Annotated in this window: 18 protein-coding genes; 3 read left to right on the top strand and 15 right to left on the bottom strand. The window is 70.0% G+C overall.

The annotated features are described in order from the left end of the window. Positions 1-20: 20 nt before the first annotated feature. Both LIP_RS02660 and LIP_RS02655 read left to right on the top strand, forming a co-directional pair. On the top strand, positions 21-875 hold the full coding sequence (locus tag LIP_RS02660; RefSeq protein ID WP_068133984.1) for a hypothetical protein: 855 nt from the start codon (positions 21-23) through the stop codon (positions 873-875). A gap of 56 nt (positions 876-931) precedes the next feature. Beyond that, positions 932-4159, top strand: coding sequence for a LysM peptidoglycan-binding domain-containing protein (locus LIP_RS02655; protein WP_144440295.1), 3228 nt, complete (start codon positions 932-934; stop codon positions 4157-4159). A 7-nt stretch (positions 4160-4166) separates the two neighbouring features. Here the strand turns inward: LIP_RS02655 and LIP_RS02650 are convergent, their stop codons facing one another. From LIP_RS02650 to LIP_RS02635, 4 genes are read right to left on the bottom strand one after another with little or no spacing between them, the layout of a single operon-like run. Then, the gene (locus LIP_RS02650; protein ID WP_068133980.1) at positions 4167-5777 is read right to left on the bottom strand and encodes an FGGY-family carbohydrate kinase; all 1611 of its coding nucleotides are present in this window, start codon (positions 5775-5777) and stop codon (positions 4167-4169) included. Further along, complete coding sequence (locus LIP_RS02645) at positions 5774-7558, bottom strand: glycerol-3-phosphate dehydrogenase/oxidase (protein WP_082725772.1); 1785 nt, start codon at positions 7556-7558, stop codon at positions 5774-5776. The genes LIP_RS02650 and LIP_RS02645 overlap by 4 nt, the downstream gene beginning before the upstream one ends. Before the next feature lie 14 nt (positions 7559-7572). Beyond that, complete coding sequence (locus tag LIP_RS02640; protein ID WP_068133976.1) at positions 7573-9168, bottom strand: FAD-binding oxidoreductase; 1596 nt, start codon at positions 9166-9168, stop codon at positions 7573-7575. Positions 9169-9173: 5 nt separating this feature from the next. Continuing rightward, positions 9174-9914, bottom strand: coding sequence for a GntR family transcriptional regulator (locus LIP_RS02635; RefSeq protein ID WP_068133974.1), 741 nt, complete (start codon positions 9912-9914; stop codon positions 9174-9176). Between the two features lie 316 nt (positions 9915-10230). On the opposite strand from LIP_RS02635, the gene LIP_RS02630 reads away from it, so the two are divergent. After that, positions 10231-12219, top strand: a complete 1989-nt coding sequence (locus tag LIP_RS02630; protein WP_068133971.1) for a clostripain-related cysteine peptidase — start codon at positions 10231-10233, stop codon at positions 12217-12219. A gap of 112 nt (positions 12220-12331) precedes the next feature. Here the strand turns inward: LIP_RS02630 and LIP_RS02625 are convergent, their stop codons facing one another. The 11 genes from LIP_RS02625 to rhaD all read right to left on the bottom strand — a co-directional run bounded on the left by LIP_RS02625 (position 12332) and on the right by rhaD (position 25780). Continuing rightward, entirely contained in the window at positions 12332-14410 is a 2079-nt protein-coding gene (locus tag LIP_RS02625; RefSeq protein WP_068133968.1) for a serine hydrolase domain-containing protein, read from the bottom strand. A gap of 413 nt (positions 14411-14823) precedes the next feature. After that, positions 14824-15342: a YkvA family protein gene (locus LIP_RS02620; RefSeq protein ID WP_068133965.1), complete on the bottom strand. Its 519-nt coding sequence runs from the start codon at positions 15340-15342 to the stop codon at positions 14824-14826. Between the two features lie 52 nt (positions 15343-15394). After that, a complete protein-coding gene (locus LIP_RS02615; RefSeq protein WP_068133962.1) occupies positions 15395-15901 on the bottom strand; it encodes a DinB family protein in 507 nt (168 codons plus the stop codon). A gap of 324 nt (positions 15902-16225) precedes the next feature. Then, positions 16226-16825, bottom strand: coding sequence for a Uma2 family endonuclease (locus LIP_RS02610; protein WP_198409668.1), 600 nt, complete (start codon positions 16823-16825; stop codon positions 16226-16228). Between the two features lie 453 nt (positions 16826-17278). Beyond that, positions 17279-17593, bottom strand: a complete 315-nt coding sequence (locus tag LIP_RS02605) for an L-rhamnose mutarotase (protein ID WP_068133959.1) — start codon at positions 17591-17593, stop codon at positions 17279-17281. Between the two features lie 148 nt (positions 17594-17741). Beyond that, complete coding sequence (rhaS, locus tag LIP_RS02600; protein WP_198409667.1) at positions 17742-18749, bottom strand: rhamnose ABC transporter substrate-binding protein; 1008 nt, start codon at positions 18747-18749, stop codon at positions 17742-17744. Between the two features lie 81 nt (positions 18750-18830). Continuing rightward, the gene (locus LIP_RS02595) at positions 18831-19823 is read right to left on the bottom strand and encodes an ABC transporter permease (RefSeq protein WP_068133954.1); all 993 of its coding nucleotides are present in this window, start codon (positions 19821-19823) and stop codon (positions 18831-18833) included. Next, complete coding sequence (locus LIP_RS02590) at positions 19816-20820, bottom strand: ABC transporter permease (protein WP_198409666.1); 1005 nt, start codon at positions 20818-20820, stop codon at positions 19816-19818. Before LIP_RS02590 ends, LIP_RS02595 begins: the two co-directional genes overlap by 8 nt. A gap of 16 nt (positions 20821-20836) precedes the next feature. Beyond that, positions 20837-22375, bottom strand: a complete 1539-nt coding sequence (locus tag LIP_RS02585; RefSeq protein ID WP_068133949.1) for a sugar ABC transporter ATP-binding protein — start codon at positions 22373-22375, stop codon at positions 20837-20839. Positions 22376-22411: 36 nt separating this feature from the next. Continuing rightward, positions 22412-23584 (bottom strand): L-rhamnose isomerase, encoded by a 1173-nt coding sequence (rhaI, locus tag LIP_RS02580; protein WP_407936395.1) that lies wholly within the window; start codon positions 23582-23584, stop codon positions 22412-22414. Positions 23585-23698: 114 nt separating this feature from the next. Then, the gene (gene rhaD / locus LIP_RS02575; protein WP_198409664.1) at positions 23699-25780 is read right to left on the bottom strand and encodes a bifunctional rhamnulose-1-phosphate aldolase/short-chain dehydrogenase; all 2082 of its coding nucleotides are present in this window, start codon (positions 25778-25780) and stop codon (positions 23699-23701) included. Positions 25781-25880 lie beyond the last annotated feature (100 nt).

The raw sequence follows: 25880 nt of genomic DNA, 5'->3' as shown, positions 1-25880 counted from the left end.
GAAAGGAAGAAGAACCCAGCATGAGAGCTCGCACCCGTCGAACTCGCCTCCTCTCGGGCATCCTGCTCCTGGTGCTCCTCGGATGCACCTTCCGGTCGGCGGCGGCCCAGGTCAGCCTCTCTGGTTCCCTGGCCCACCACTTCGACGTGGCGCCGGGGGAGAGCTACGAGGGTGTGCTCGGGTTGAAGAACCGCGGCAGCGAACCCGCTGTCGTCCGGATCTACCAGACGGACTACCGCTTCGACGCCGAGGGCCGCACCTACTACGATGAGCCGGGCACGCTCCCCCGTTCCAATGCCCGGTGGATCACGGTGAGCCGCTCCCTGGTCACGGTGCCCGCCGGTGAGGAGTCGACGGTCCTGTACCGAATCTCCGTTCCCACCGACGATCGCCTGACGGGCACGTACTGGAGCATGATCATGGTGGAGCCCCTCCTGCCGGGCGACCCTGAGGCTCCGGCACCACCCGGGCGGGCGCCGGCGGAGGAGGTCGCCCTGGGGATCCGGCAACGGTTCCGCTACGGCGTGCAGGTGGTCACGGAGGCCGGCGGGGGAGCGAAAGTTCGTCTGGACTTCGCCGATCCGACGCTGGTCTACCGGGAAGACGACCGAGGATACACCTTCCAGGTGGACCTGGCGAACCCGGGGGAACGCCTGCTGATCCCGCAGGTGTGGATGGAGCTGTACGATGCCCGGGGAGACCGGATCGAGCGCTTGGAGGTGGAACCGAGGCGCATCTATCCCGACACCTCCGTACGGGTGCGGATCGACCTGGGCCCGCTGGCCCACGGCAGCTATCAGGCGCTGGTGGTCGCAGACAACAAGGACGCCTCCGTTTTCGCCGCCCGCTACACCCTGGAGCTGAGGGCGCCTTGAGCGCTTCCCCCTCCCCCCGCCCGCGGAACCGCCCGGGGTGGGTGGGGACCACCGCGGTGGCGCTCGTCCTGGTCCTGGCCGCCGGGACGGGGGGCGGGCGCGCCCAAGCTGATGAGCTGACCGTCACGCCCGTCACGTCGTTCGTGGAGGCGCTGCCCCGCCAGTCCGTCACCCTCGTCTTCCGGCTCGGCAACACCACGGGGGCGGAGCAGAGTGTCCTGCCGGTCGTCGAGCTCCCGGACGGGTGGCAGCTTCTGGTGCCGGTGGACCCGGTCACCCTTCCACCCGGCGGGGAGCACGTCCTGCTGCTCGCCGTGCTGGTGCCCCAGGACGCCCCGGCGGGAGATTACCCGGTGCGCGTGGACCTCCAGGGTTCGATCCCCCCGGTGCACCTCGAGGGACGGGCGACGGTCCGGATTCGTCCGACGCGGGGGCTCGAGGCGACCCTCGTCCGCGCGCCCGCGTATACGCTGGGCGACCCGTACCGCCTCGTCTTCTCCGTGCGGAACACCGGAAACACCCCCCAGCAGGTCACCTTTCGCATACACGACAACCTGGGCTTCCGGACCGTGACGGCACCGGCGGAGGCCCGCATCCGGCCAGGCGAGCTCGTCACCGTGGACGTGTCGGTTCAGGTGCCGCAGAGTCTGACCAAGGCCGCGACCCATCGAGTGCAACTGATCGCCGAGGGCGACGGCCCCTCCGTGCCCCGGGCACAGGCGAGCGCCGCGGTCGAGATCATCCCGCGCAGCGTGTCCGGGGATGCCGCGTACCACACCTTCCCGCTCCGGATCGCGGTCGATCGGGAGATGACGGCAACCGGAGGGGTGACCGGCTGGGAGATCTCCGGGACCGGAGCCCTGGCAGAGAGCGATCCTGGCCGACTCACCCTCCAGCTGGGCGACGAGGGGGGCCGGGCAGCCTACACCCGCCCGAACCTGTACCTCTCCGCCGGTGATCAGCGCTTTGTTCTATCGCCGCTCACGGAGTTCGGCGAGAGGCTGGCCACTGGCGCCGAGATGCGCGCCACGATGGGCCCCCTCGTCCTGACATCGTACGCACACCGAGACGGCACCGGTCGCGAGAGGGTGGGTGCCCAGGCCGCCCTCGACCTCGGCGGGGCGGGCGCGCTCTCCCTCCAGTTCCTGGACCGGTCCGAAGCCCCGGGCGACCTCTGGAGCCTCCAGGCGCAGGTGTCACCGGCGGAGAGGTGGGACTTCCAGGTGGAGTACGGGCTCCAGGCCACCGCGAGCCTCGCCTCGTCGCCCGACGCTCTCCGCCTGACGAGCCGTTTCTCGGGGGGCGCGCTGGTCACTCACGCCACGTGGGAGCAGGTCGGGGCAGGCTACCGGGAGGCCACCCGCGCCAGCAGACGGCTCCAGCTCTACACCAGCGTTCCCTTCTCGGATGCGATGCGGCTCGGCCTCCGTTTCGACGACCTGATGGAGTACGAGGGCGTCCCCTGGGACGGGTGGGCGCGCAACGTACGAAACACGGGCCTGAACTTGAGCGGAGGCTGGGAGGGGACCGGCTGGTGGCTCCAGTATGCCCGCTCGGACGACGTGGAGCCCGGGCAGCGCGACCGGAGCGAGGGGTCGCTCCGGTTCGTGCTCAACCTTCCCATCGATGGAAAGCGTTTCCTCTTCCAGGACGCGGGCCTCAGGCAGGTCATCGATCGGGTCGGCGGCACCGAGAGCCTCAGGGCCGCCTACCGGCTGAGCTACCATGCCGCTTCGCCGGACGGGGGCATCGACCCTTACCTTCAAGCGGAGTTCCCGCTCGTGGGAAGTCTCCCGGAGAGGTTCGCGTTCGGAATACGCTCCTATCGAAACGTTCACGACCGCCTCACCCTTCGCCTGGGACTGGACGTTCTCGACGTTCTCGCGAGCACGTACCGCGTTCAGGGCGAAGCCCGGTACACTCTGCCGAGCGCTCACACCATCGTGGCGGGAGGCGAAGCCAAGGGATCCCTGAGCCAGGAGCCGGAGTGGAAGGCGACGGCCAGCTACACGTTTCCCTTCGATCTCCAGTTGGGCCGCCGCTCCGACGTGGGCGAGCTGGTGGGCCGGGTCGTCGACGAAGCGGGTCAGAGCCTCCCGGACATGGTGGTCCAGATCAACGGTCAGCGGACGACCACCGGTGGTGACGGCCGTTTCCGGTTCGCCGCCGTACGCGCCGGCACCTACCATGTCACGTTCCGGCCGGACCAGCTGGGTCCCGAACGGATCACCCTGCCGCAGACGCCCTGGCGGGTGGAGATCCCCGCCGGCACGAGGGTCGAGCAGGAGTTCAGGGTGGTCGAGGGGGCGCGGGTGGATGGACGCCTCCGGCTCCTTCCGCCCCCCACGGACACCCTCGAAGCAGGCGCCGTCTTTGGGGAAGGGCCGGGAGAGGCCGACAAGCGATGGGTGGCAGGGATGCTGGTCGAGCTGGTCGACCACGAGATCGCCTACCGGCGCGTGACCGACGAGCAGGGACGCTTCAGCTTCGAGCAGTTGCCTCCGGGAGAGTGGCGGCTCCGCGTTCACAGGAACGGCCTGCCCCAGTGGTACGAGATCCGCCCGGCAGAGCAGGCCATCCACCTCCGCGCGGGAGCGGAGGAGCAGGTGGAGGTGGACGTCGTCCCGGTTCCTCGCCGGATCCAGCTTGTCGAGGGCGGCGTCCTGCAGCCCGCGCCGCCTGTCGAGGCCCGCAGGCCCCCCGGCGCTCAGCCTGCGGACCAGCCGCAGCCGCTCACGGCCCCGTCTCAGGTGGTGTCGGCGACGGCTGAATCCGAGACACCGGAAACACCCGAAGCTCGCCTTGGCACCGATCTGAAGGCCCTGTTCACCCAGGTGAGGCCTCAGGACACGCTGTCCGCGATTGCCCGCGACTTCGGTGTGACGCTCGAAGCCCTCCGGCGGGCGAACCCCCAGGTCACCGACCCCAGGCGGATCCGGCGCGGGCAGAGGATCCGGATTCCGGGCCTGGTGGAGGAGACGTACGTGATTCAACCCGGTGACACGCTTTTCTCTCTGGCCCGTTCCCGGGATGTTCCGCTGGCCGGGCTGCGCCGGGTGAACCCGGAGATCGCCGACCCCCGACAGATCCGCCCGGGCCAGCAGATCATCATCCCACGCCACGAGGGAGAGCCGTACGTCGTGCGGGCGGGGGACAGCCTCTGGTCGATCGCCCGCTCGCTGGGGGTGCCGCTGGAGACCCTGCTGCAGATGAACCCTCAGATCGCCGACCCCCGCCTCATACTGGAAGGGGAGACCATCTGGGTCCCTCCCGGACCGCGCTGAGAAGGTATCACCTCGACGGTCTCCGCCCCGCCGAAGGCCCGCCCGCGGTCACCCCCCACACCGGCGGCGGATAGCCCGTGATCTCGCGAATCGCCTCGTAGAGCGGCTGAAGACGAGGGTAGAGCCTGCGGTAGACCCGCCGGTAGAGCTGGTCGTAGAGCTCCGCATGGGCCAGGTTGGGCTCGAAGACACGGCCCACCCGCGTCATGGCCGCCATGGCCGCGTCGAAGCCCGGGTGCAGCCCCAACCCCACAGCGGCGTCGATGGCCGCGCCCAGGGCCGAGGCCTCGTACACGTGGGGGCGGGCCGCGGGGAGCCCGAAGACGTCCGCCGCCACCTGCACGGCCAGGTCGCTCTGGCTGCCGCCCCCCACCACCCGCAGCTCCCGGGCACGCACCCCGGCCCGGCGCTGGGTCCGTTCGAGGCCTTCTCGCAGGGCGAAGGCCAGACCCTCCAGGAGGGCGCGGTAGAGATGGGCCTTTCCGTGGGCCCCGCCGAAGCCCACAACCGCCCCCTTGGCCTCGGGCCCCGGCACCCGCAGGCCCGGCGCCCAGTAGGGTTGCAGCACCAGGCCCATGGAGCCCGCGGGCACGGAGGCCGCGAGGCGCTCCAGGAGGGCCTCGGGGGTCGCGCCTTGCTCGGCCGCTCGGGCCGCCTCGGCCGCCCCGAACTCCTCCACGAACCAGCGGACCATCCAGAACCCCCGGTACACCTGCACCTCCAGGCTGTAGGCGCCGGGAACAGCCGCCGGATAGGGCGGGATCAGCGGGACGACCTCCACGTACCGCCGGTGGGTGGTGTTGACGGTGGCGGTGGTGCCGAAGCTCAGGCAGGCCACGTCGGGCTCGAGGCAGCCGGCGCCCAGCACTTCACAGGCCTTGTCGGCCGCGGCCGCCACCACGGGCAGGCCCTGCGGAAGGCCCACAGCCTCCGCCGCCTCCGAGGAGACGTGCCCCAGCACCCGGCCCGGCGGCTCCAGCTCGGGGAGCTGGGAGGACTCCACGGGAATGGCCTGCCACTTCCAGTCCCGGGGCGGGGCCCAGGCCTGCCGGCGGTAGTCGAAGGGGATGTAGCCCACCTGGCTCCCCACCGAGTCCACGAAGCGCCCCGTGAGCCGGTGGGTCAGGTATCCGGAGAGAAGGAGGTACTTCTCCGTCCGCCGCCAGATCTCGGGCTGGTGAAGGCGAATCCAGTTGGCCTCCGCCTCGGCCTGCAGGTAGGCGACGGTGTGTGAAGCGCCGGCCAATCGAAAGAGGAGGCCCCACCACCCGCCGATCCGGGGCAGGCCCTCGCTACGCCGCTGGTCCAGCCAGAGGATGGCGGGACGGAGGGGTCGCCCCCGGCCGTCCACGTTCACCACGCTGGCCCGCTGGGTGGTGAGGGCCATGCCGGCCAGGCTAGCCGGGACCACCTCCGCCTCCCACACCTGCCGGCACGCCCGCACCAGGGCCTGCCAGTAGACCTCCGGGTCCTGCTCCGCCCACCCCGGCTGCTCGGCTCGATAAGGGGGGTCGATGGGCACCCGGGCTGCGGCCAGCACGTTCCCCTGGGGGTCGAAGACCAGGGCCCGCACGCTCTGGGTGCCCACGTCGACGGCCAGCACGTTCTCGCCATTCATCGGTGGTCCTCCGGGTGCCCGGCACCCGTCGCTCCCGGCGGGGTGGAGGTCGGGGAGGAAGGGCCCGCCGCGGGCCGGCTCGGGGGCTGGGGCCGCCTCCCGGCAACCTCTCGGGGCGGGGCGTAGCAGCGGCGCCAGAGCTCCGCGTAGCGCTCGGCCTCCTGCGCCCAGCGCCGGTCGTTCCATCCCAGTTCAGGCTGCACCACCGCCCGGATCCGCTCCATCAGCGGCAGCGCCCCCTCCTCCAGGAGCACCCCCACCCGCACCCGACGCAGGAGCAGGTCGTCCAGGTGGACCACGTCCTCCTTCCGGGCGGCCCAGCGAAGCTCCGCCCACAGGGTGGCCGTCCCCTCCGCCGGTTCCAGCTCGCCTGGCTCGGCTGCCTCCAGCAGATCTCCGGCCTCGGCCCCGTATCGCCCCGACAGGCGCAGCAATGCCCCTTCTCCGCCCAGGCCGGGCCGGCCAGGCATCGGGCCGGCAGGGGCGGAAACGGGATCCAGCACCGGCGCGTCCGGGTCCAGGGGAGGCATCTCCGGCAAGAGGGACCTCAGCCGTTCCAGGGCCTGAAGGGCCATGAGGCGGAAGGTGGTGAGCTTCCCGCCGGTCACGGTGAGAAGACCGCGTTCCAGCCAGAGTGCATGCTCGCGGGACTCCTTGGAGGGATCGGCCTTGCCCGTGCCCACCACGGGGCGCACGCCCGCGTAGCTGGAGCGAACGTCGGAGAGGGCGAGGCCCAGCCGGGGGAAGGCGTGCTGCACCGCCGCCATCAGGTAGCCCGTCTCCTCGGGGCTGATGGCCGCCTCCCGGTTGAGGTCCGTCGCGTGGTCCACGTCGGTGGTGCCTACCAAGGTTACTCCCTCCCATGGGAAGGCGTAGAGCGGCCGGTGATCCCAGGGATGGATGAGGCTCACAGCCCCGCCCAGGGGCAACCGCCAGCCCGGGAAGATCAGGTGACTCCCCCGCAGCGGGCGCAGGCGCCGGCGGCCGCTCACCTGCTCCCTCAGGTGATCGGCCCAGGCGCCGGTGGCGTTGACCACGGCCCGGGCACGGACCCGGGCGGTTCGGGCCGCCCCGGCGCCCCGGCCACCGCTACCCGGGCGCTCCTGGCCGGTGTGGATGCCTTCGTCGTCCCCGAAGGCGGGCGCGTCCTCGCCCGACACGTCGCGCACCACCACGCCTGTCGCGTTCCCGTCCTCGTCCTCTAGAAGCTCCTCCACCCGGGCATAGTTCAGGGCCAGCGCCCCGTGCCCCATGGCCTCCCGGAGCACCCGCAGCACCAGGCGGGCGTCGTCGGTCTGGGCATCCCGGAAAAGGAAGCCGCCCTCCAGATCCTCCCGTTGCACGTGGGGTGCCGCCAGGGAGAAGGCTTCCGCGTTCAGGTACCGGTGGCTCTGGAGGCCGCCCAGGCGGTCGTAGAGCTCCAGGCCCACGCCGTAGACGGTCTTGCCGGGGTGGTCGCCCCGGTAGACGGGGAGGAGGAAGGGAAGCTCCTGCACCAGGCCCGGCGCGTCCCTCAGCAGGCGCTCCCGCTCCCGCACCGAGTCGCGGGTGAGCCTCACCTGGCCCTGTTTGAGGTACCGAATCCCGCCGTGCACCAGCCGTCCCGACCGGCTGGAGGTGCCCCAGGCGAAATCCCGCTGCTCGAAGAGCACGGCCCGGAGCCCCGCCCGCACCGCCTCCCGGAGGATCCCCACCCCCACGATGCCCCCGCCGATGACGATCAGGTCCCACGTTTCATCCAGCCGGGCCCACGCAGCCGCCCGGCGCCCCTGCACCGCCATTCCGCCGCCCCCTTTCAGGGCTCCACCAGCTTGCCGGGGTTCATCATCCCGCCAGGGTCTAGGGCTCCGGCCGCGGATCGGAGCGCCTCCAGCCCCAGGCGGCCCTTCTCTCCTTCCAGGTAGGGGCGGTGGTCCGTCCCCACCCCGTGCTGGTGGCTGATGGTCCCGCCCCGGGCGCCGATGGCCCGGCTCGCCGCGCCCTTCAACCGGTGCCAGCGCTCCACGTTCTGTTCCGGATCCGCCGCCAGCCGGAAGACGTAGGTCACGTAGACGTTGCTTCCGTCGGGGTAGACGTGGGAGAGGTGGGTGAAGACGTGCACCCTCTCGTTCTCCGGCTGGAGCGCCGACTGCAGCGCCACCTCCACCGCCGCGACCAGGTCGGGCACGGCCCGCCAGGGGGCGGCGGTCTCCAGGGTGTCCACCGCGTAGCCCGTCTCCCACAGGGCGTTCCGCAGGTAGGGGGTGCGGAAGCGGTTCTTCTCCCACTCGCGCCCGAAGGTGCGGCCCACGTGGACGCCGCCGTGGCGGCCCACCACCGCCCGGGCCTCGCTGATGGCCGCGCGTACCTGCCCCGGCCGGCCCGCCGCTCCCACCAGCAGCATGCACTTCCCCTCCCCCAGCCCCCGGAGGCCCAGCAGGCGCTCCAGCAACCGGATCAGCTCCTGGTGCCCGGCGAGGCGCAGGGTGGTCTCGGTCTCCCGGGGCGTGCTGAGGCGGACCATGGTCAGGGCGAGGCGTTCCTGCGCCAGCTCCCGGGCCGCGGCGAGGCCCGAGGTGAAGTCGGGGAAGAAGAAGCCGTGGAAGGCCTCGGACTCAGGCACGGGTCGGACCCGCACCACCGCTTCGGTGAGGAGGCCGAGGCGGCCCTCGGAGCCCAGCACCAGCTCCCGCAGGTCCGGACCCGCGGCGCTGGCGGGGAAGGGGGGCAGGTGGAGCGTCCCCGCCGGCGCCTGGAGCCGCCCGCCGGCGAAGAGGTCCTCGATGCGCCCGTAGCCCAGGGACTGCTGGCCCTTGGACCGGGTGACCACCCAGCCGCCCAAGCTCGAGTACTCGAAGGACTGGGGGTAGTGGCCCAGGGTGTACCCCCGGGACCGGAGCTGGGCCTCCAGGTCCGGCCCCCGGACCCCGGCCCCGAAGGAGGCCAGCAGGCTCTCCTCGTCCAGCCGGTGGAGCTGCCAGAGGCGCCCCAGGTCCACCGAGAGCACCGGCGGTCCCTCCGGATCGGGCGTGAGGTGCCCCACCACGCTGGTGCCACCCCCGTAGGGGATCACCGCCGCACCCGCCTCCCGGGCGAACCGGAGGAGCTCGACCACGTGACCGTCGTTCTCAGGGAAGGCGACCCCGTCAGGAACGGTGCCCACCCGCCCGCTGCGCAGGGCGATCCAGTCGGGGAGGCTCTGGCCCCGGGCCCGGCGGAGGCGGGTCTCCGGGTCCGCCGTCACCAGGGGGTGATCCGGCAGGCGGGATGCCGGAATCCCGCGGGTCACCTCCTCCAGGCTGGCATCGGCCGGCGGCTCGCCGGGCCCCACCCGCTCCTCCAGGTAGCGCCGGGCCTCCTCGCTCAAGGGATACGTCTCCGCCTCGTCGCCCCAGCCGTTCCAGCGCCGCACGGCGGTCACCTCCCTGTGGGGGCTTCGGAGCCGGGCGTCGCCGGCGTGCCCACGGCGCGCTCCCGGTCCAGCCGTTTCCAGAGCCGGATGCTGACCGCCATGGCGCGGCAGGTGACCCGTTCCGCCGCAGCCGGGTTCCTGTCCATGGCGGCGTCCAGCAGTCTCGCATAGAAGCGACGGGAGAAGGCCCGCCCCTCGGCTCTCTCGAAGTAGCGGGGCGCGAGACGGGCATAGAGCTCTTCGAAGCCGTTGAGGATCAGCGTGTAGACGGGGTTGCCCCCCAGGCGGGCCAGGGCACGGTGGAGCTCCCAGTCGAAGCAGGCGTAGGAGTGGGGATCCGGCGTCAGCGACTCGGCTCCCGCCAGAAGCGCGACCACCTGTGCCGCCGCCTCCCTCACGGCCGCCCGGGCGTAGGCGGGCGCCAGGGCGAGCCGGGCCTCGAGGAGCCAGCCCACGAAGGGGCCCGGTAGCCGCTCCGGGTGCTCGGCAAGGGCCCCCAGCAGGCGGGGATTGCCCGTGGTCCAGTAGTCGTTCACGACGGTGGGCCGCCCCTGGCGGATGGTGATCCAGCCCTGGGAAGCCAGCCGGTGAAGCGCCTCTCGCAGGGTGGGCCGGGCGACACCCAGGCCGTGAGCCAGCTCCCGCTCAGCAGGCAGGGTGCCGCCGGGCGGGTAGGTTCCGGAGAGGATGGCATCCACCAGGCGCCATTCCACCTTCGCCGCGGGGAGCTGTCGGGGTCCGGCCACGACCCTCGCCTCCAGATGGTCTGATCACGTTCATCAACTGGTATGACCAGTTTCCCTCAGGCCATCTCTTCGTCTCGAGCCGGCAGAATCCTGCCACTCCTGGAAGCAGCACCCGTCCTCCCGATTCCCGGCGCCGCGGATCCATTCCCCGTCCTGCTCCGAACCCACTTCCAAGTCAACGACGATATTGGGAGGAAATACCATGAATGTGTTGAAATGACGGAGCCGGTGGGTCAGCCCCCTACCTCTTCACGACGCCGACCACTTCCGTCACGGCCGGTGATGCCGAGCCTGTGGCGGGCGAGGAGTGCATCGCATGCATCCGCGGCACCGTGTGAACCGAACGCCTCTCTTCCTCTTCCTGTTCCTGGTCGTCCCGTGGGTCCTGGTCCCGGCCGCTGCCGCGGTCCAGACCACCGCCGACTGGACCGTCATGGTCTTCATGAACGGTTCCGACCTGGAGAGCAACGGCATGGCCGCCACCGCCGACCTGCTGGAGATGATGCGGGTCGGTTCGACGGACCGGGTGAACGTGGTGGTCGAGACGCTGGGAACGTCCCAGTGGTACCTGGATGGCATCGACGCGAACGAGAACCAGCGGTTCGTCGTCCACCGCGGCACCGGGGAGCTCCGCCGCGACCTGCGTGGCGATCGAGAGACGCGGGAGTCCTTCGCGGATTTGGCCGAGGGCAACCCCAGAGGCCCCGGACTCGAGCTCGTCGCCGACGGCCTGGGCTCGCGGGCGCTGGCCGATCCGGAGACCCTCGCCGACTTCATCGTTTGGTCGATGGAGGACTACCCTGCCGAGCGGTACGCCCTCATCCTCTGGAACCACGGCGCCGGTTCGGTCATCGGTTTCGGGGCGGACGAGCAGCACGAGTATGCCTCCCTTTCGATCGCGGGCATCCAGCAAGCCCTGGAGACGGCTCACGCGGAGACCGGAACGGCCCTGGAGTTCGTCGGTTTCGACGCCTGTCTCATGGCGACGGTGGAGGTCGCGCACGCCCTCAGCCCGTTTGCCCGGTACATGGTGGCCTCGCAGGAGATCGAGCCCGGCAACGGCTGGGACTACGCGTCAAGCCTCGGCGCGCTGGTCGCGGACCCTCAGATGACCGGGGCGGAGTTCGGCCGCATCGTCGCCGACTCCTACGCCCGCCACTCGCGTCAGAACGACGACGGCTTCGCCGACATCATCACGCTCTCGGTGATCGACCTGGCCAGGACGGACCGGGTGGTGGAGGCTCTGGACGCGTTCGTAGAGGCGGCCGGCGCGGAGATCACCGCGGACCCCCAGAGCCTGCGGGAGTTCTCCCAGGCGATCCGGAGGTCCGAGAGCTATGGCAACGGTTCGGACGAGAGCTTCGACATGGTGGACCTCGGCGACCTCGCGGCCGAGGCGGCGGACGCGTACGGCCGCGAGGCCGAGGCGGTACGCGCCGGCCTCACCGAGGCCATCGTCTACAGCATCTCGGGGCGGGGCAAGGCCGACGCGTCGGGTCTGAGCGTGTGGCTTCCCTACCGCGACCGGGAGGGCGTGGAAGAGAACCTCGCCCAGTACCTGCAGGCGACGCCGTTCACCCCCGCCTACCGGGAGTTCGTGGAAACCTACGCTCGCCACGTCTTCGCGCCGAGCCAGCCCGTGAGGCTGCTCTCGGCGGAACCTGAGATGCACGTGGACGAGGAGGGCGACGAGTACTACACCGTCACCGTCGCTCGCCAGGACCGCGATCGGGTCCTGGCCGTGGACTCCGTTCTCGCGTACGCCGATCCGGACCACGAAGACGAGTTCATCATCCTGGGCATCGTCAATGAGGCCCTCTACGACGAGGAGACGGGGGAGATCGTTCAGTACCTGCCCGACGAGCTGCCCGTGCTGAACGGGTCCCCCATCTCCTTCTTCGAGCAGAACGCCAGCGACACCACGGTGGAGTGGACCGTTCCGGTCCTCCTCAACGGAGAGGACGTGGACCTCGTGGTCCTTCTGGACCTGGAGACCTGGGAGGGCGACGTGATCGGTGCCTGGCCCGGAACGGCCGAGGACGGCGAGGTCGCAGTGAAGGACCTGATCCGAATCCGGCCGGGAGACCGGATCAGCCCTCTCTTCCCGTGGGTCGGCGGCGACGAGGACGAAGTGGAGGATACGTACGTCCACTGGGACGAATTCGTGGTCGGCGAGGACGGCCTCACGTTCGGCTGGGACTCGGCTCCCGAGGGTGAGTACATGTTCGCCTTCGTCCTCACCGACATCCACCAGCTGGAGACGTACTCCGACTTCATCTCCGTGGAGTACTCCTACGGACGATGACGGCTCCTCATACCACGAGGATCGGGGGCGGCGAGGATTCCTGAGGCACGGCGGAGCACGATTGCGCCGCCTACGGCGCGGCTGGGGCGAGTGAGTAGGCGGTCCAGCAGTCTCAGAACCGGAAGCCAAGCAGGTTCCAGTGGTTCAGCCAAACGGCGAAGACGACCGCGGCAACGGCCACCAGCGTGACGTGCGCCCGGCCCGCGCGGCTGAAGTAGCGGCCCCGCCAGGCCACCACGGCCGCCACCGGCGCGGCGGGCGACAGGAGCGCCGCGACCAACGCCAGACCCAGGACGACCCGCAGGCCCCCGGGCACGCCGAAGGCGATGGCGAAGGGATCCTGGAGCGCGATCAGCAGGGTGACGCCCGTCGCGAGAAAGACGGCGCTGAAACCGCCGGCGATCCACCGCACGAGCCGGGGGCCCCTGGCCGACAGGATCACGCCCGTTGCGTTGCCGCCGGCCGTTCCCGCGGACCTCGTTCGCACAGCACCGGCCGAACGGCCCCGCCTCCGCCGCTCCCTCAGCCAACCCAGCGGCCACCCCACCACCACCGACAGGAAGACCACGAGGCACGTCACCGCCACGGCGATGTGAAAGAAGGGGGTCTCGTACCAGGCCAGCCTTTCTCCCATCCAGGCGGAGCCCATGAGGATCCGGTCGGGCTGGCCCGCAGTCCCCGGTTGGAACGCAATGCGACCCGGCCCGTCGACCTCCTGGAAGAGTCCGGCTTCGACCTGGCGGAAGCGCTTGGCGGCGGTCCCTGGCGACATCCTCACCAGCAGCCCAGGGATCCCCGTGGGATCGAACCGGACGGTGGTCACGCTGAGGAGCTCGATCATCCGGTCCATGGTCGTGCGCGGCGCCCGGGCCGGACCGTAGAGGCCAGCGTAGGCCTGCACCGCCTGCCCGTCGTGCGTCGCCTGCGCCGTCCCCGGTGCCGCCGGCGATGCCTGTGCCGGCTGCTCCGCGGAAGACCCGGGCCCGGCTGCGTACCGTCCGAAGTAGCGGTCGAGGAAGGCCCGGACCAGCTCATCCCGGGCGATGGCCCCATCGGCGGCGCTGTAGACCACGAAGATGCCGACACCCTCCGGCGGTACGAGGCGCAGCTCGGCGTGGAAGAGGAACGTATCGCCCCCGTGGCCGATGGTGCGAAGACTCCCGTAGGGCTGCTCCAGGAAGCCGTGGGCAATGCCGCCGAGGCGGGGGTCCTGACGGTAGCTCGTCTCCTGCATCCGCCGGGCCGTCTCGGGTGCGAGGATCGTCGCGTCCCCCAGGCGTCCCAGCTGGAGGTGGGCGATCATGAACCGGGCCATGTCGGTCGCGCTGGCGCTGGCCGCGCCAGCCGGAGCGGCGGGCACGTACTCGAAGGGCTCCGCCTCGAAGCGCTCCTGGGCAGCCGCGTACGCATAGCCGGTGGCGAGATCGCTCGCCAGGTTCGCCGGAACGGGCTGCCTCACGGTGGTGTGCTCCATGCCCAGCGGCCTGAGGACGTATTCCTCGATGGAGGCGGTCCACGGCATGCCGCTCATGCGCTCGACGATGTACCCGGCCAGGGCCGTGCCGTGGTTGGAGTAAGCGGTGACCTCCCCGGGCGGGCGTACCCTCTGCGGCAGCCTGCCGGCCAGTACCTCGCCCAGGGGACGGACGCCGGCGGGGTCGTGGCTGAAGAGCCCCACGCCGCGGTCCTCAAAGCCTGCCGTGTGATTCATCAGATGGGCCATGGTGACGGGTTCGGGATAGGTGGCAGGAACGTGGACGCCAGTGCCGGCCAGATAAGCGTTGACGTCCGCGTTCAGGTCAAGCCGTCCCTGTTCGACCAACTGCATCACCGCGGTCCAGGTGAAGAGCTTGGAGACCGAGCCGATGCGGAAGAGGGTCCGGGTCGCGTCGACCGGCTCCCGAGCCTCCAGGTCGCTGTACCCGTAGCCTTTGGCGAAGAGGATCTCCCCGTCCTTCACCACGGCCACGGCCGCACCAGGGATATGATAGCTCTGGAACTGAGCGGCCATGACCCCGTCGATGAAGGTCCCCAGGTCGTCCCGGGTGAGGGGATGGTCGCCGTGGGCGCGCGGCGGGGCTGCCGCAGGGGGGAGCTCCTCCGCCTGACCCGGCAGGACTGAGGACAGGATCATGAGCGCAGGCAGGAGTGTCAGGGCCAGGCGAGCCAGGATGGATCTTGGTGTCGGCATGAGGTTCCCTCCCACCTTCACTCTAGACGAAGGGAGGGCTTCCGCCTTCAGGCAGCCGGTGGGTTTCGGTCCTGGCCATCCAGCCAGGGGCTCAGAGTCTCACGGTGTCATGCTGAGCAGCATACGGGCTACGGCCTCTCGGGCAGGTCCATCAAGGTCACGACTGGAGACGCCACGTCCTCGTCCTGCCTCCTGCGAAGGGATGACACACGCATTCTCCTCCCGATGGGGCTCACGCCCCCGGCTCCGCCCGCATGATGTCAGGAACGAGTTGTCGTCGGTGCCTCGAAACGCGAACCTGGAGATCCTACCATTTCCCGGGAAATGGTCGCCGGGGCGAGAGAACCGCACAGAGGTAAGGCGAGCACATGCGCTCCCCACTTTCGGTCGAACGGGTGCGGAGTCGGGCGTCCCTACACCGGGCGCCCGTGCGGCATGGCGAGCCGGGCTCTCACAACCCGTAGTGTTCTTCCCCCCGCCCGGAACATGGCGGATCCGTAGGCTGCGGTGGTTCGAACCGCCCAGACCGCCGCCCGCCCGGATCCGCGCAACCCTGCCGCCACCAGGAGGCGGATGGCCGCCCGGACCCTTCCCAGGTCCTCCTCGAGCGCCCAGGGCTCCACGCCGGCGGCCTCCAGGTGGCCCCGCCTCTGCTCCTCGGGAAGCTGGCCCATCACCCGTGCCAGGGCGCGCAGCACCACGTAAAGGTCGTCCAGCTGTCCGAGACCCGGGATGAGCCCCGGAATCAGGTCCACCGGTGAGATCGAGTAACCCAGCCCCACCGCGAGCCAGAGCCGCTGGCGGCGGGAGAGAGACGGGTCCCGGTAAAGGGCCCAGAGGAGGCGGGTGTAGGCGGGCAGCCGGCGAACCACCGGAGTCAGGTGAAGCTTCAGCTCGTCGAGAAGCGGAAGGGATGGCCCGCGCCGCATCATTCTCCCCGCCTCCCCGGTCGGAGTCTGACAGGTCGCATCAAAGACCCGTCGCTCACCGGGCGCCGGCACCCTCCAGGGACCGTGCCATCTGTCGGATCGCCCCCAGATGATACCCCACGTGCACCACGTTGGCCAGGGTGCCCGTGAGCGCCTCTTCCGGCTCGAGCCAGCCGTCGCCCGATTCCACGGCCTCTCGCAAAGCACGGTACTCCTGTCGAAGCGCCTCGCGCAACCGCTCCCATCCGGCCTCATCCACCGACTGGACGGCCCAGCTCTCCTTCCAGTTCGCCGTGGCGTAAGGATTCTCCCCCCGAACCGCCCGGTTGGCCAGGCTCAGGCTGAAGCGGACGTGCTCCGCGTGGGCGACGATCGTCGACCTGTCCGGTCCCGGGCGGGTGGAGGCCGCCTCGTGCGACAGGCTGCCGAGCACTCCCAGGATCCCAGCGTTGGGATCCACGTCGGTGAACCAGCTCCACTTCTCCTTCGGACCCTCGAAAGCCTCATCGAGCAGCGCCACGATCGAACGGGCCAAGCGCTCCCTGCTGACGTCCGTGATCATCGTAGCTGCCTCCCTAGAGTCCCAACCGCAGCCGAACGGCGGCGGTGGCACGTCCTGCGACCAGGAGACCACAGGGTGACTGACAGCGGCTTGTCAGGGAGACGACGGCCAACGACGGCCGTCGAACGCAGATTCGGATCATCCCCGAGGCGCTGGCCGGCGATGGAGAGGTCTCAGTGTGGGCGGAATTCGTCCCCAATTCCATCCACGAACGACCCGACCGCATCGCGGACAGACGTGATCCGAGCTGCGTAAACCCTGCCCCGACACACCGTACCGACACCAGCGTCTCGGGGAGCAGCACCACCGACCGTGCTTTCGGCTTCAGCCGGGCGTACCCTTCAGCAGGAGGCTGGCCACAGCGATGACGGCTTCTGACCGGGGAACGATCACGCTTTCGCCCGTGACGAAGATACGCCGGGACCGGTATCCCCGCAGCGAGCTGGTGGCTGGAGAAGGGTCCTCGTGGACCTCCAACTGACCTTCCTCGAGATTCACGATCCAGTACACGGGGATGCCTGCGTTGGCATAAAGGGTGGCCTTTGCGTCACGATCAACCCTGAGCGATCGATCGCTGACCTCCACCACGAGAAGGGCCGTCTTGGGGTGGCCGTTCTCGTAGTCCTCGATCGTACCGGGAACGACCGCGATGTCAGGCTCGGGCTCGGACGCGTCCCCCAAGGCCAGGGGGAGCTGCGTTCGAACGTGGTATCCTTTGGGACATACCTTCAAGAGGGCCCTCTCGACCCGCAAGACGCCGGTCGCGTGACGGCTGCTCCGGGGAGCCACCGGCACGATCACCCCCTCGAGCAACTCCGTGCGTTCGTCCGGACCGAGCACGCCCACCTCGCCCAGGCGCTCGTATTCGGGGCGGGTCCATCGCCTCATGGGCAGGGTGGCCCGTAGGTCCGTCTCGGAAGCCATGCCCGCCGCCTCCTCGTCTCACCGCATCGAGGCTCAGGGATAGTCTACCTGAACGTCCACGCGTTGAACAAGACCCGGCACCGGACCTAGCATCGGAGCCCGGCGGCACACGTCCAGACCTCCCGTCCTTCCTCCCTTCTCCGGCCGAAGGGTGCCCTCAGGCCACCGCCTTCGTGCTCAACTTCGGCCCGGGCCAGGCGCTGCCCCCGCACCGGTACACAGGCTCCCTGGTGGTGCTCCAGCCGATGCGAGGAAGCGGACGGATGGAGGTCGACGGGAAGGAGCGAACCAGCCGCCCCGGCGACCTGGTGCGGGTTACGGGGAGGCCACCCTCTCCCGGACGTGCGAGGGGGCGGAGCCCTTCTCGATCCTGGTGACCGTGGCGCCCACGCCGGGCGACGAGCGATACACGCGACCTGTATAGCCTCGGGAGGTCCTGAGCGTGGCCAACGCTCAGTCCACGTGAAACGCCTCGGGCAGGGTCGTGGCGACGGGCCGGCCGGAGACGTCGGTCTCCATGAGCGGGCCTGTGAGGGCCCACCACTCTTTCATGATCGGCTCCCGGGCCAGGCGCTCCAGGCTCGCGGCAGGGTCCTCGGCCTCGAAGTAGGCGAAGAGATCGCGCCCGGCGAGGTAGATGGAGTAGTTCCGGATCCCGGCCCGGCGGTGCGCGTCGAGCACCTCCTGGCCGATCTTGCGATGCAGCCGCACGTACTCGTCCCGCACCGCATCGTTCCGAAGACGCATGCGGAAACCATAGCGCTGCACGGCGTTCTCTCCTTTCCAGCCGCCCGTTCGCTGTGAAACCTGCCTGGGGCGGGCTCCGCTCCAGGTCAGCCCCGCCTCCGGCCAGGGCGGGGCCCGCCCTTCGGCGCGCTCCGCCCTGCCACTGAAGGCGACCCTTGAGAAGCTGCGCCTAGAAGTCGAACTGGTCGATGTTCTCCGCGGTGAACGTGGTGAGCGGCCCGGCGATCACGACGTTGTTCTCGCCGAAGGCCCGCTCGCCCAGGTCCCCGGCGGCGAAGGAGAGCCCGGGCTTCGGTTCGAAGCCGTCGACCATCGCCTTCACCAGGTAGACGGCGGCGTAGCCCATCTGGGAAGGATCCCAGAGCTGGAAGGCAGTCACCGTCCCGTTCTTCACGTATTGCCGCATCTGATTGGGCAGGCCGAGACCGGTGAGTTGCACCCGGTCCGCCGCCCGGTTGGTCTCCAGCGCCTGCGCACCGGCCGCGATCCCGACGGTTGTGGGCGCAATGATGCCCCGGAGGTTCGGGTAGCCGGCCAGGAGCGCCTCGGTCTCCCGGAAGCTCTTCTGCGGCTCGTCGTCGCCGTAGGCGATCTTCACCAGCTTCATGCCCGAATACTCCGGCTTGGCCAGCTCCACCTTCATGCCCTCGATCCAGAAGTTCTGGTTAGGTGCAGTGGTGGTGGCGCTGAGGATGGCGATCTCGCCGCGGCCGCCGAGAAGCTCGGCCAGCAGCTTCACCTGCTCCTCTCCGATCTTGGTGAAGTCCACGGGCTGGATATAGGCCTGCCGGCCCTCGGGGGCGGCGTCCGCGTCCACGGTGACCACCTTCACGCCCCGTCGCATGGCGGCCTGGAGGGCCGGCACCACCGCGTGCGCGTCGTTGGCCGAGAGGATGATCGCGTCCACGTTCTGAGCCACCTGCTGCTGGATGAAGGGGATCTGCGACGCTGGGTCCGCGGTGGGAGGACCGATCTCCACGGTGCTGAAGCCCAGCTCACCCGCCGCCCGCTGCACGCCTGCGTAGACAGCGTCGAAGAACGGGTTCCCCAGGTTCTTGGGGATGAAGGCGATGCGGACCTGCTGAGCCGCCGCCACGTTCGAAAGGAGCATGGCGATCGCGAGCACCCACGCCAAGATGCTTACCACACGGCCTGCTGCCAGGGTCATCCGTCTCATGGTCTAGCCTCCCTCGTTGCTTGATGATCAGGCTACCCCCAGGTACGCCAGCGGTTCTGCCGGGCACAGCCTCCTTTCCGGTCATGTGGTCGAACTGGTGCGGGGAAGGTGGGGTCTCCGCCGCCCCGTCCACACCTGCGGCGCAAGGATCGAAAGGATGAGCAGGGCTCCGATCACGACACTCTGGTTTTGCGGCAGGATGTTGGCCAACCCCATCCCGTAACGGAGGGTTCCGATCACGAACAGGGCCAGCACCGTTCCCGCCACGGTCCCCCGCCCTCCGAAGATGCTCGTCCCTCCCAGGACGACGGTGGTGATCACGTCCAGCTCCAGGCCCGTGGCCATGTCCCAGCGGGCGCTGCCGAAGCGGGAGGTCATCATGATCCCCGCCGCGGCGCTCATGAAGCCTGAGAGGGTGAAGACCAGGATCTTCACCCGGTCCACCGCAATGCCGGAGAAGCGGCACGCCTCCGCGTTGTTGCCCACGGCATAGACGAGCCTCCCGGCCACCGTCCTGTGAAGCAAGAGGTAGAAGACCACGGCGAAGAGGGCGAAGATCACCAGGGGCAGGGGCACGGGTGTACCCGGGAGGTAGTGCAGGTCGACGCTGACGAACCACGCGGGGAAGCCATAGGTCGACCGGTCCCCCAGGAGGATCTGACCCAGCCCCCGGTAGAGGGCCATGGTTCCCAGGGTCACCACCAGGCTCGGCAGCTTCAGGCGGGTGGTGAGCCACCCGTTGAAGAGGCCGAGGAAGGTCCCGAGTCCGAGCGCAGCCGGCAGCCCCATGGCCAGTCTGATCCCCGCCTCGTGCAGCGAACCCAGGACGACCCCGCTCAGGGCCAGAACGGAAGCCACCGAAAGGTCGATCTCGCCCAGGACGATCACCAGCGTCATCGCCAGGGCCATGAGGCCGATCTCCACGAACTGGGACGTCATATCGAAGAGCGTGGATACACGCAGGAAGTAGGGGGACAGGGCGGCGCCGAACGCGCCGCTGGCCAGCAGCAGAGCCACCAGCAACGCTTCGGATCGACCCAGGAGCCCCGAGAGGCGGGAGCGCAGTTCACGCATGCTCGCCCCTCCTCCCTGGGGCATGCTGCCGCAGCACGGCGTCCGCCGACACCGCCGCGAGGATGATGCCCCCTTCGATCGCTCGCTGCCAGAACCCCGACACACCGGTCACCGCCAGCGCGTTCGCGATGGTCCCGAGGAGCAGGGCGCCGAGCACGGTTCCCACCACGCTTCCGCGGCCGCCCAGGATGCTGGTGCCGCCGATGACCACGGCAGCCACCACCTGCAGCTCGAAACCCATCCCGGCCGACGCCGGGTTCACCGTCGCGAAGCGCGCCGCGTAGAGGATCCCCGCGAGGCCGGCCAGCGCCCCGGATACCAGGTAGGTCACGAAGACCACCTTCTGGGTGGGGATCCCGCGGAGGTGCGCCGCCATCGGATTGCTTCCGGTGGCGTACATGGCCCGGCCGGTGCGCGAGAATCGGAGAAAGAGCAGGGCGGCAACCGCTATGGCCAGGGCAAGGATCACCATCCACGGCACGTGGAGGGCCGTGGGTCGAGCCAGGGCGATGAGCCGCGCCGGCAGGTCCTGCGGGTTCACCTGCTGGCTCCCGCTCTGGACGAAGACGAGCCCGCGATACATGCTGAGGGTGCCCAGAGTGGCGATGATGGCCGGGACCCGCCCCCATGCCACCAGCAGGCCGTTCACCGAACCCAGCAGCGTCCCGAGCCCGATCCCCATGGCCAGGATGAGCCCCGTGGGTATGTCCGGATGACCCTTGAGGTAGAACCCAACGGTGATGCCCACCAGCCCCAAGGCTGAGCCCACCGAGAGGTCGATGTTGCGGGTGAGGACCACCATGGTCTCTCCCGTGGCGACGATGAGGAGCAACGAGATGTCGAGCAAGATCCGCTGAAAGTTGGCCGCAGTGGCGAACTGGGGCGATCGGAACGCGGTGACGACCACCACGACCGCGAGCGCTACCAGAAGGCCCAGATCGCGCAGGCGCGCCACCCACCGGACGGCCGGGGACTCGACGGACGGACTCATCTCCATCGACGTCGCCCCTGGCTCAGCCCGCACCGCAGGTTCCCTCCGGAACACCGTCCAACGCTCCGACGGCCGCCCGCATCACCGTCTCCTCCGTTGCCTCGTCCGGGGACAGTTCCTTCACCAGCCTGCCCTCCCGCAGTACCAGGATCCGGTCCGCCATGGCCAGCACCTCGGGCAGCTCGGAGGAGATCATCAGGATCCCCAGGCCCTGTTGGGCCAGCTCGCCCATGAGCCGGTGAATCTCGGCCTTGGCGCCGATGTCGACGCCGCGGGTGGGTTCGTCGAGGATCAGCACCTTGGGGTGGGTGACCAGGTACTTGCCCACCAGCACCTTCTGCTGGTTGCCGCCCGAAAGCTGCTCCACCGGCTGGGCCACGCGGTCCGTCTTGACCTGGAGGCGCTCCACGAGGCGGCCGGCGATGGCCTCCTCGGCACCGGTTCGCAGCCATCCGAGACGGGTGACCTCCCGCAGGATCGAAAGGGTGATGTTCTGCGCGACCGAGAGCGGCAGCACCAGCCCCTGGTGCTGGCGGTCCTCGGGCAGGTAGGCCAGGCCAGCCTGCAGGGCCTCTCTCGGCGAGCGCATCCGCACCGGCTGGCCGTCCACGCGTACCGTTCCGCGATCGGGTGGGTCCACGCCAAAGATCGCCCTGGCGACCTCGCTCCGCCCGGCGCCCACCAACCCCGCAAGCGACACGATCTCACCCCGGCGAACATGGAACGAGACATCGTGGAAGACCCCGCGGCGGGTGAGGTGCTCCACCTCCAGCACCACAGGCCCGGCCTGGGAAGGCGGCTTGTCATAGAGCCATACCAGGTCTCGCCCTACCATGCGGCGGACCACTTCGTCCCGGGTGATCTCTGAGGTCGGGAAGGTACCCACCTTCGCCCCGTCCCGCAGAATGGTGATGCGGTTTGCGATCGTGAAGACCTCTTCCAGCCGGTGGTTGACGAAGACCACCGACGCCCCCCGCTTGATCAGCGTGCGGACGATCCCGAAGAGCCGGTCCACCTCCCGGGGCGAGAGGGAGGCCGTCGGCTCGTCCATGAGCACGATCCGTGCCCGACGGGCCAGGGCCGTCGCGATCTCCACCATCTGTTGTTGGGCGACGGAGAGGCCTCCCACCCGTTGGCGGGCATCCAGGTTGCTCCCGATGGATTCCAGGAGCTCCTGGGCCTCAAGGTACATGGCTCCCCATCGCACCCAAGGAACGGGGCGGGCCACGGGGTACTCGCCCGCGACGATGTTCTCGGCCACGCTCAGGTCCGGGAAGAGCATGGGCTCCTGCGAGATCAAGGCGAGACCGTACGATTGGGCGACCGAGGGTGAGGAGACCTCCACCGGCGCCCCATCCAGCAGGATCTGGCCGCGGTCCTGCCGGTGCACGCCCGCGAGCATCCTCAGGAACGTGGACTTGCCCGCCCCGTTCTCGCCCACGAGGGCATGCACCTCGCCCGGCCGCAAGTCGAGGTCCACGTCACGCACCACGGGAGGGCCTGAAAAGGACTTGGTCAGGCCCCGGGTGGCCAGGACCGCTTCTACCGAGAGCGGTGTCATGGGCGGGCGCCCTCCCGCCCCGTGCGGCCCATCGTCCTAGACCCCCGCTGAGGCCGCCACCGGGTCGGGCGGCAGGCCCTTGCCCTCGCGCCAGTGGGCGAGGAGCGGCCGCACGTCGGTCTCGAAGGCGTCGCGCAAGAGGCGGTGGGCGCCGATCACGTCACCCTCCCGCTGGGCCTGGGCCAGTGCCCCCCAGTCGACGAGGAGCGCCTTCGCGTAGGCCGTCTGGACGTTCACCACCGACTGGACCATGGCGGGTACCTTGGGCTCAATGTTGTGGCTCTGGTCGATCATGTAGGCCACGCGCCGCACTTGGGGCTCCAGCTCCGGCTCGCGGAGCCCGGCCACCAGCTCCTTCAGGATCAGAAAGAGCTGGAAGGGGTGGATGCTGCCCACCATCAGGTCGTCGTCGGCGTACTTCCGGTCGTTGAAGTGGAAGCCGCCGAGCTTTCCCTCGTCCAGGAGGGTGGCCACGATGTGCTCGATGTTGGTGCCCTGGGCGTGGTGGCCGGTGTCGACCAGGACCTGAGCCCGGGGGCCGAGCCTGGAAGCCGCGAGGTAGGCGGTGCCCCAGTCGGCCAGGTCCGTGTGGTAGAAGGCGGGCTCAAAGAACTTGTACTCGATCAGGAGCCGCATGCCCTCCGGGAGCGAGGCCGTCACCTGCTGGAGGGCCTCCAGCAACCGGCGCCTCCGGGCCCGGAAGTCGTCCTGGCCCGGGTAGTTGGTGCCGTCCGCGAACCACAGGCTGATGATGGAGGATCCGGTGACCTTCGCGATCTCGATGCACTCGCGGATGTGCTCCACCGCCTGGCGGCGCACGCCCTCGTCCGGGTGGCAGAGGCTGCCCAGGCGGTACGCGTCCTCCTGGAAGAGGTTGGGGTTGATGGCGCCCAACCGCACCCCGTGCTCCCGGGCGTGCCGCGCCAGAGCGCCGTAGTCGTCCACCCGGTCCCACGGGATGTGCAGGGCCACCGACGGGGCAGCCCCCGTCAGGCGGTGCACCTTTCCGGCCTGCGCAACCTTCTCGTAGACGTCACGTGCCGCGCCTTCCTGGTGGAAGACCTTGAACCGGGTGCCCGAGTCGCCATACCCCCAGGAGGGCGTCTCGATCTCCAGAGCGTCCAGCTCGCGCCGCACCCAGTCCAGGTCCACGCCTCGGCCTGTTTGCTCCTCGGCCCACAGCTCGTAGCGCCGGTTGACCCCCATCATACCGGCTCTCCTTTCCTTGTGCTCACCCAAGCCGAATGCTCCAGGCGCCGCGTTCCCCGTCTCGCCCCCGGCAGGCCTCACCCTTCGGCTTCTCGCCAGGCACGGCCGGCCTCCCTACCGGGTGAAGGCGGCCGCCACTCCCCCGTCCACGGTGACGGTGCACCCCGTCGTCCTGGAAGCGCGGTCCGAAGCGAGGAAGAGGATGGCCTCGGCCACGTCGTCAGGCCGCACGTTCACCCGCAGGGTGGTGCGGCCCCGGTAGTAGGCCTCAAGCTCGGAGGCGTCGATGCCGTACGCCTGGGCCCGCTCGTTCCGCCACTCGGATGACCAGATGCTGGAGCCCTCCAGCACCGCGTCGGGCGCCACGCTGTTCACCCGGATCCCGTGGGGCCCCAGCTCCTCCGCCAGGGATCGGGCCAGGTGCGCCTCCGCCGCCTTCGCGGCGTTGTAGCCGGCGGCGCCGCGGCTGGCCACCAGGGCGTTCTTGGAGGTCACGAAGACGATGGACCCCCCGATACCCTGCTCCTTCATGATCCGGACCGCCTCGCGGCTCACCAGGTAGTAGCCCTTCACCAGCACGTCGAAGAGCCTCTGCCACTCGTGGGGCTCGGTCTGCTCCAGGGGCTTGGAGATCGCGATCCCCGCGTTGGAGACCAGGACGTCCAGGCCCCCGTAGGCGAGGACGGCCTGCCGGAAGCCGTCCCGCACCGAGCTCTCCTCGGTCACGTCCATGGCCACGGCCAGGGCCCTTCCCGGCCAGCGGCCGTTGATCTCGCCGGCCGCCTCCTGGGCGCCCGCGGCGTTGATGTCCGCCAGGACCACGTGCGCGCCCTGGGAGGCCATCAGCACGGCGGCCTGCCGGCCGATTCCGCTGGCCGCCCCCGTCACCAGCGCGACCCGGCGGGCGAGCTCCTTCTCGGGCGGGGCCAGCGTCAGCTTGTAGAGCTCCAGGGGCCAGTACTCCACCGCGTACGCCTCGGCGTCGGTGAGGCTCTCGAAGGCGTCCACGGACGAAAGGGCCCGCATCACCGCCACGGCCCGGTGGTAGAGGCCGGCGGCGTTCCGGGCCGTCTCCGCGTCCTTCCCTGTCGCGAACATGCCGATGCCCGGCACCAGCACGATGCGAGGATACGGATCCCCCTCGGGGTCGCCCGCCGACCGGTGGGCCTGGACGTAGGCGCGGTACTGCTCCGCGTAGGCCTCGACGCCGGTTCGGATGGCCTCCTTCAGGGGCTCCAGGCTCCCCGCCGAAGGGTCGACGTCCACCCAGAGCGGCCGGTGCTTGGTGTGCACCAGGTGGTCCGGGCAGGCGGATCCGGTGAGCGCCAGGCCCCGCCCGTCGCGGGAGCCGACCAGCTCCAGCACGTCCTCCGAGTCGTCGAAGACCACCACGGCCCGCTGCCTGCGGCTCACCGCGCCCCGCACCACCGGCAGCAGCTCGGCCGCCGCGCTCCTCCGGCGCTCCGCAGGCCACGCCTGCACCCGCACGCCGCCGTACGGCGGCCGCTCCCCGGCCCGTTCGCCAAGGAACTGGGCCGCGTCGTTGATCAGGGCCAGGGTGCTCTCGTAGGTCTCCCGATCCGTGGCGCCCCAGGTGACGAGCCCGTGCTTGGCCAGCAGGACGGCCCGCAGCCCGGGGTTCTCGCGCACCGCCAAGGCCACCTGCTTGGCCAGGGTGAAGCCCGGCCGCACGTAGGGAATCCAGGCGACCGTCTCGCCGAAGGCCTCCCGGGCCAGCTCCCGGCCGTTCCGGGCGTTGCACAGGGTGACGATGCTGTCCGGGTGGGTGTGGTCCACGCAGGGGAAGGGCAGGAAGGCGTGCATCAGCGTCTCGATGGATGGCCGGGGCTGGTCGGGCTCCAGCATGCAGTGGCGCAGGTAGGCGACCATCTCCTCGTCGGTCATGGCCTCCCGCTCCAGCAGGTCCCCGACGGGCTCCAGCGCCAGGCAGGTGAAGCCCTCCCGCGGGATGGTGAGCAGGTCGGACCCGCTGCCCTTGATCCACATCACCCGGGTCTCCCTGCCCCGGAAGTCGGCCACGACCCCCTTGGTGGAGGTGTTGCCGCCCTTCCAGTTGCAGACGGCCCGGTCCCGCCCCAGGAGGTGGGAACGGAAGACCAGCCTCCCCAGGGCGTCCATCCCCTCCACCTCGCGCTCCGACCACCCGTTCGCGACGCGATACCACGCAGCTTCCAACGGTTCAGCGCTCCCCCAGGCTCCCGGACCCACCGCACGTCCCGCATCCCCGAGCGCCTGTGTTGATGACCGCCCCTTCGCCGTCCGGCCGAAGGATTCC

The sequence above is a fragment of the Limnochorda pilosa genome, from assembly GCF_001544015.1.
GTDB lineage: Bacteria > Bacillota > Limnochordia > Limnochordales > Limnochordaceae > Limnochorda > Limnochorda pilosa.
The sequence above is the reverse complement of the archived record's forward strand: the minus strand, read 5'-3'. Positions and strand labels throughout refer to the sequence as shown.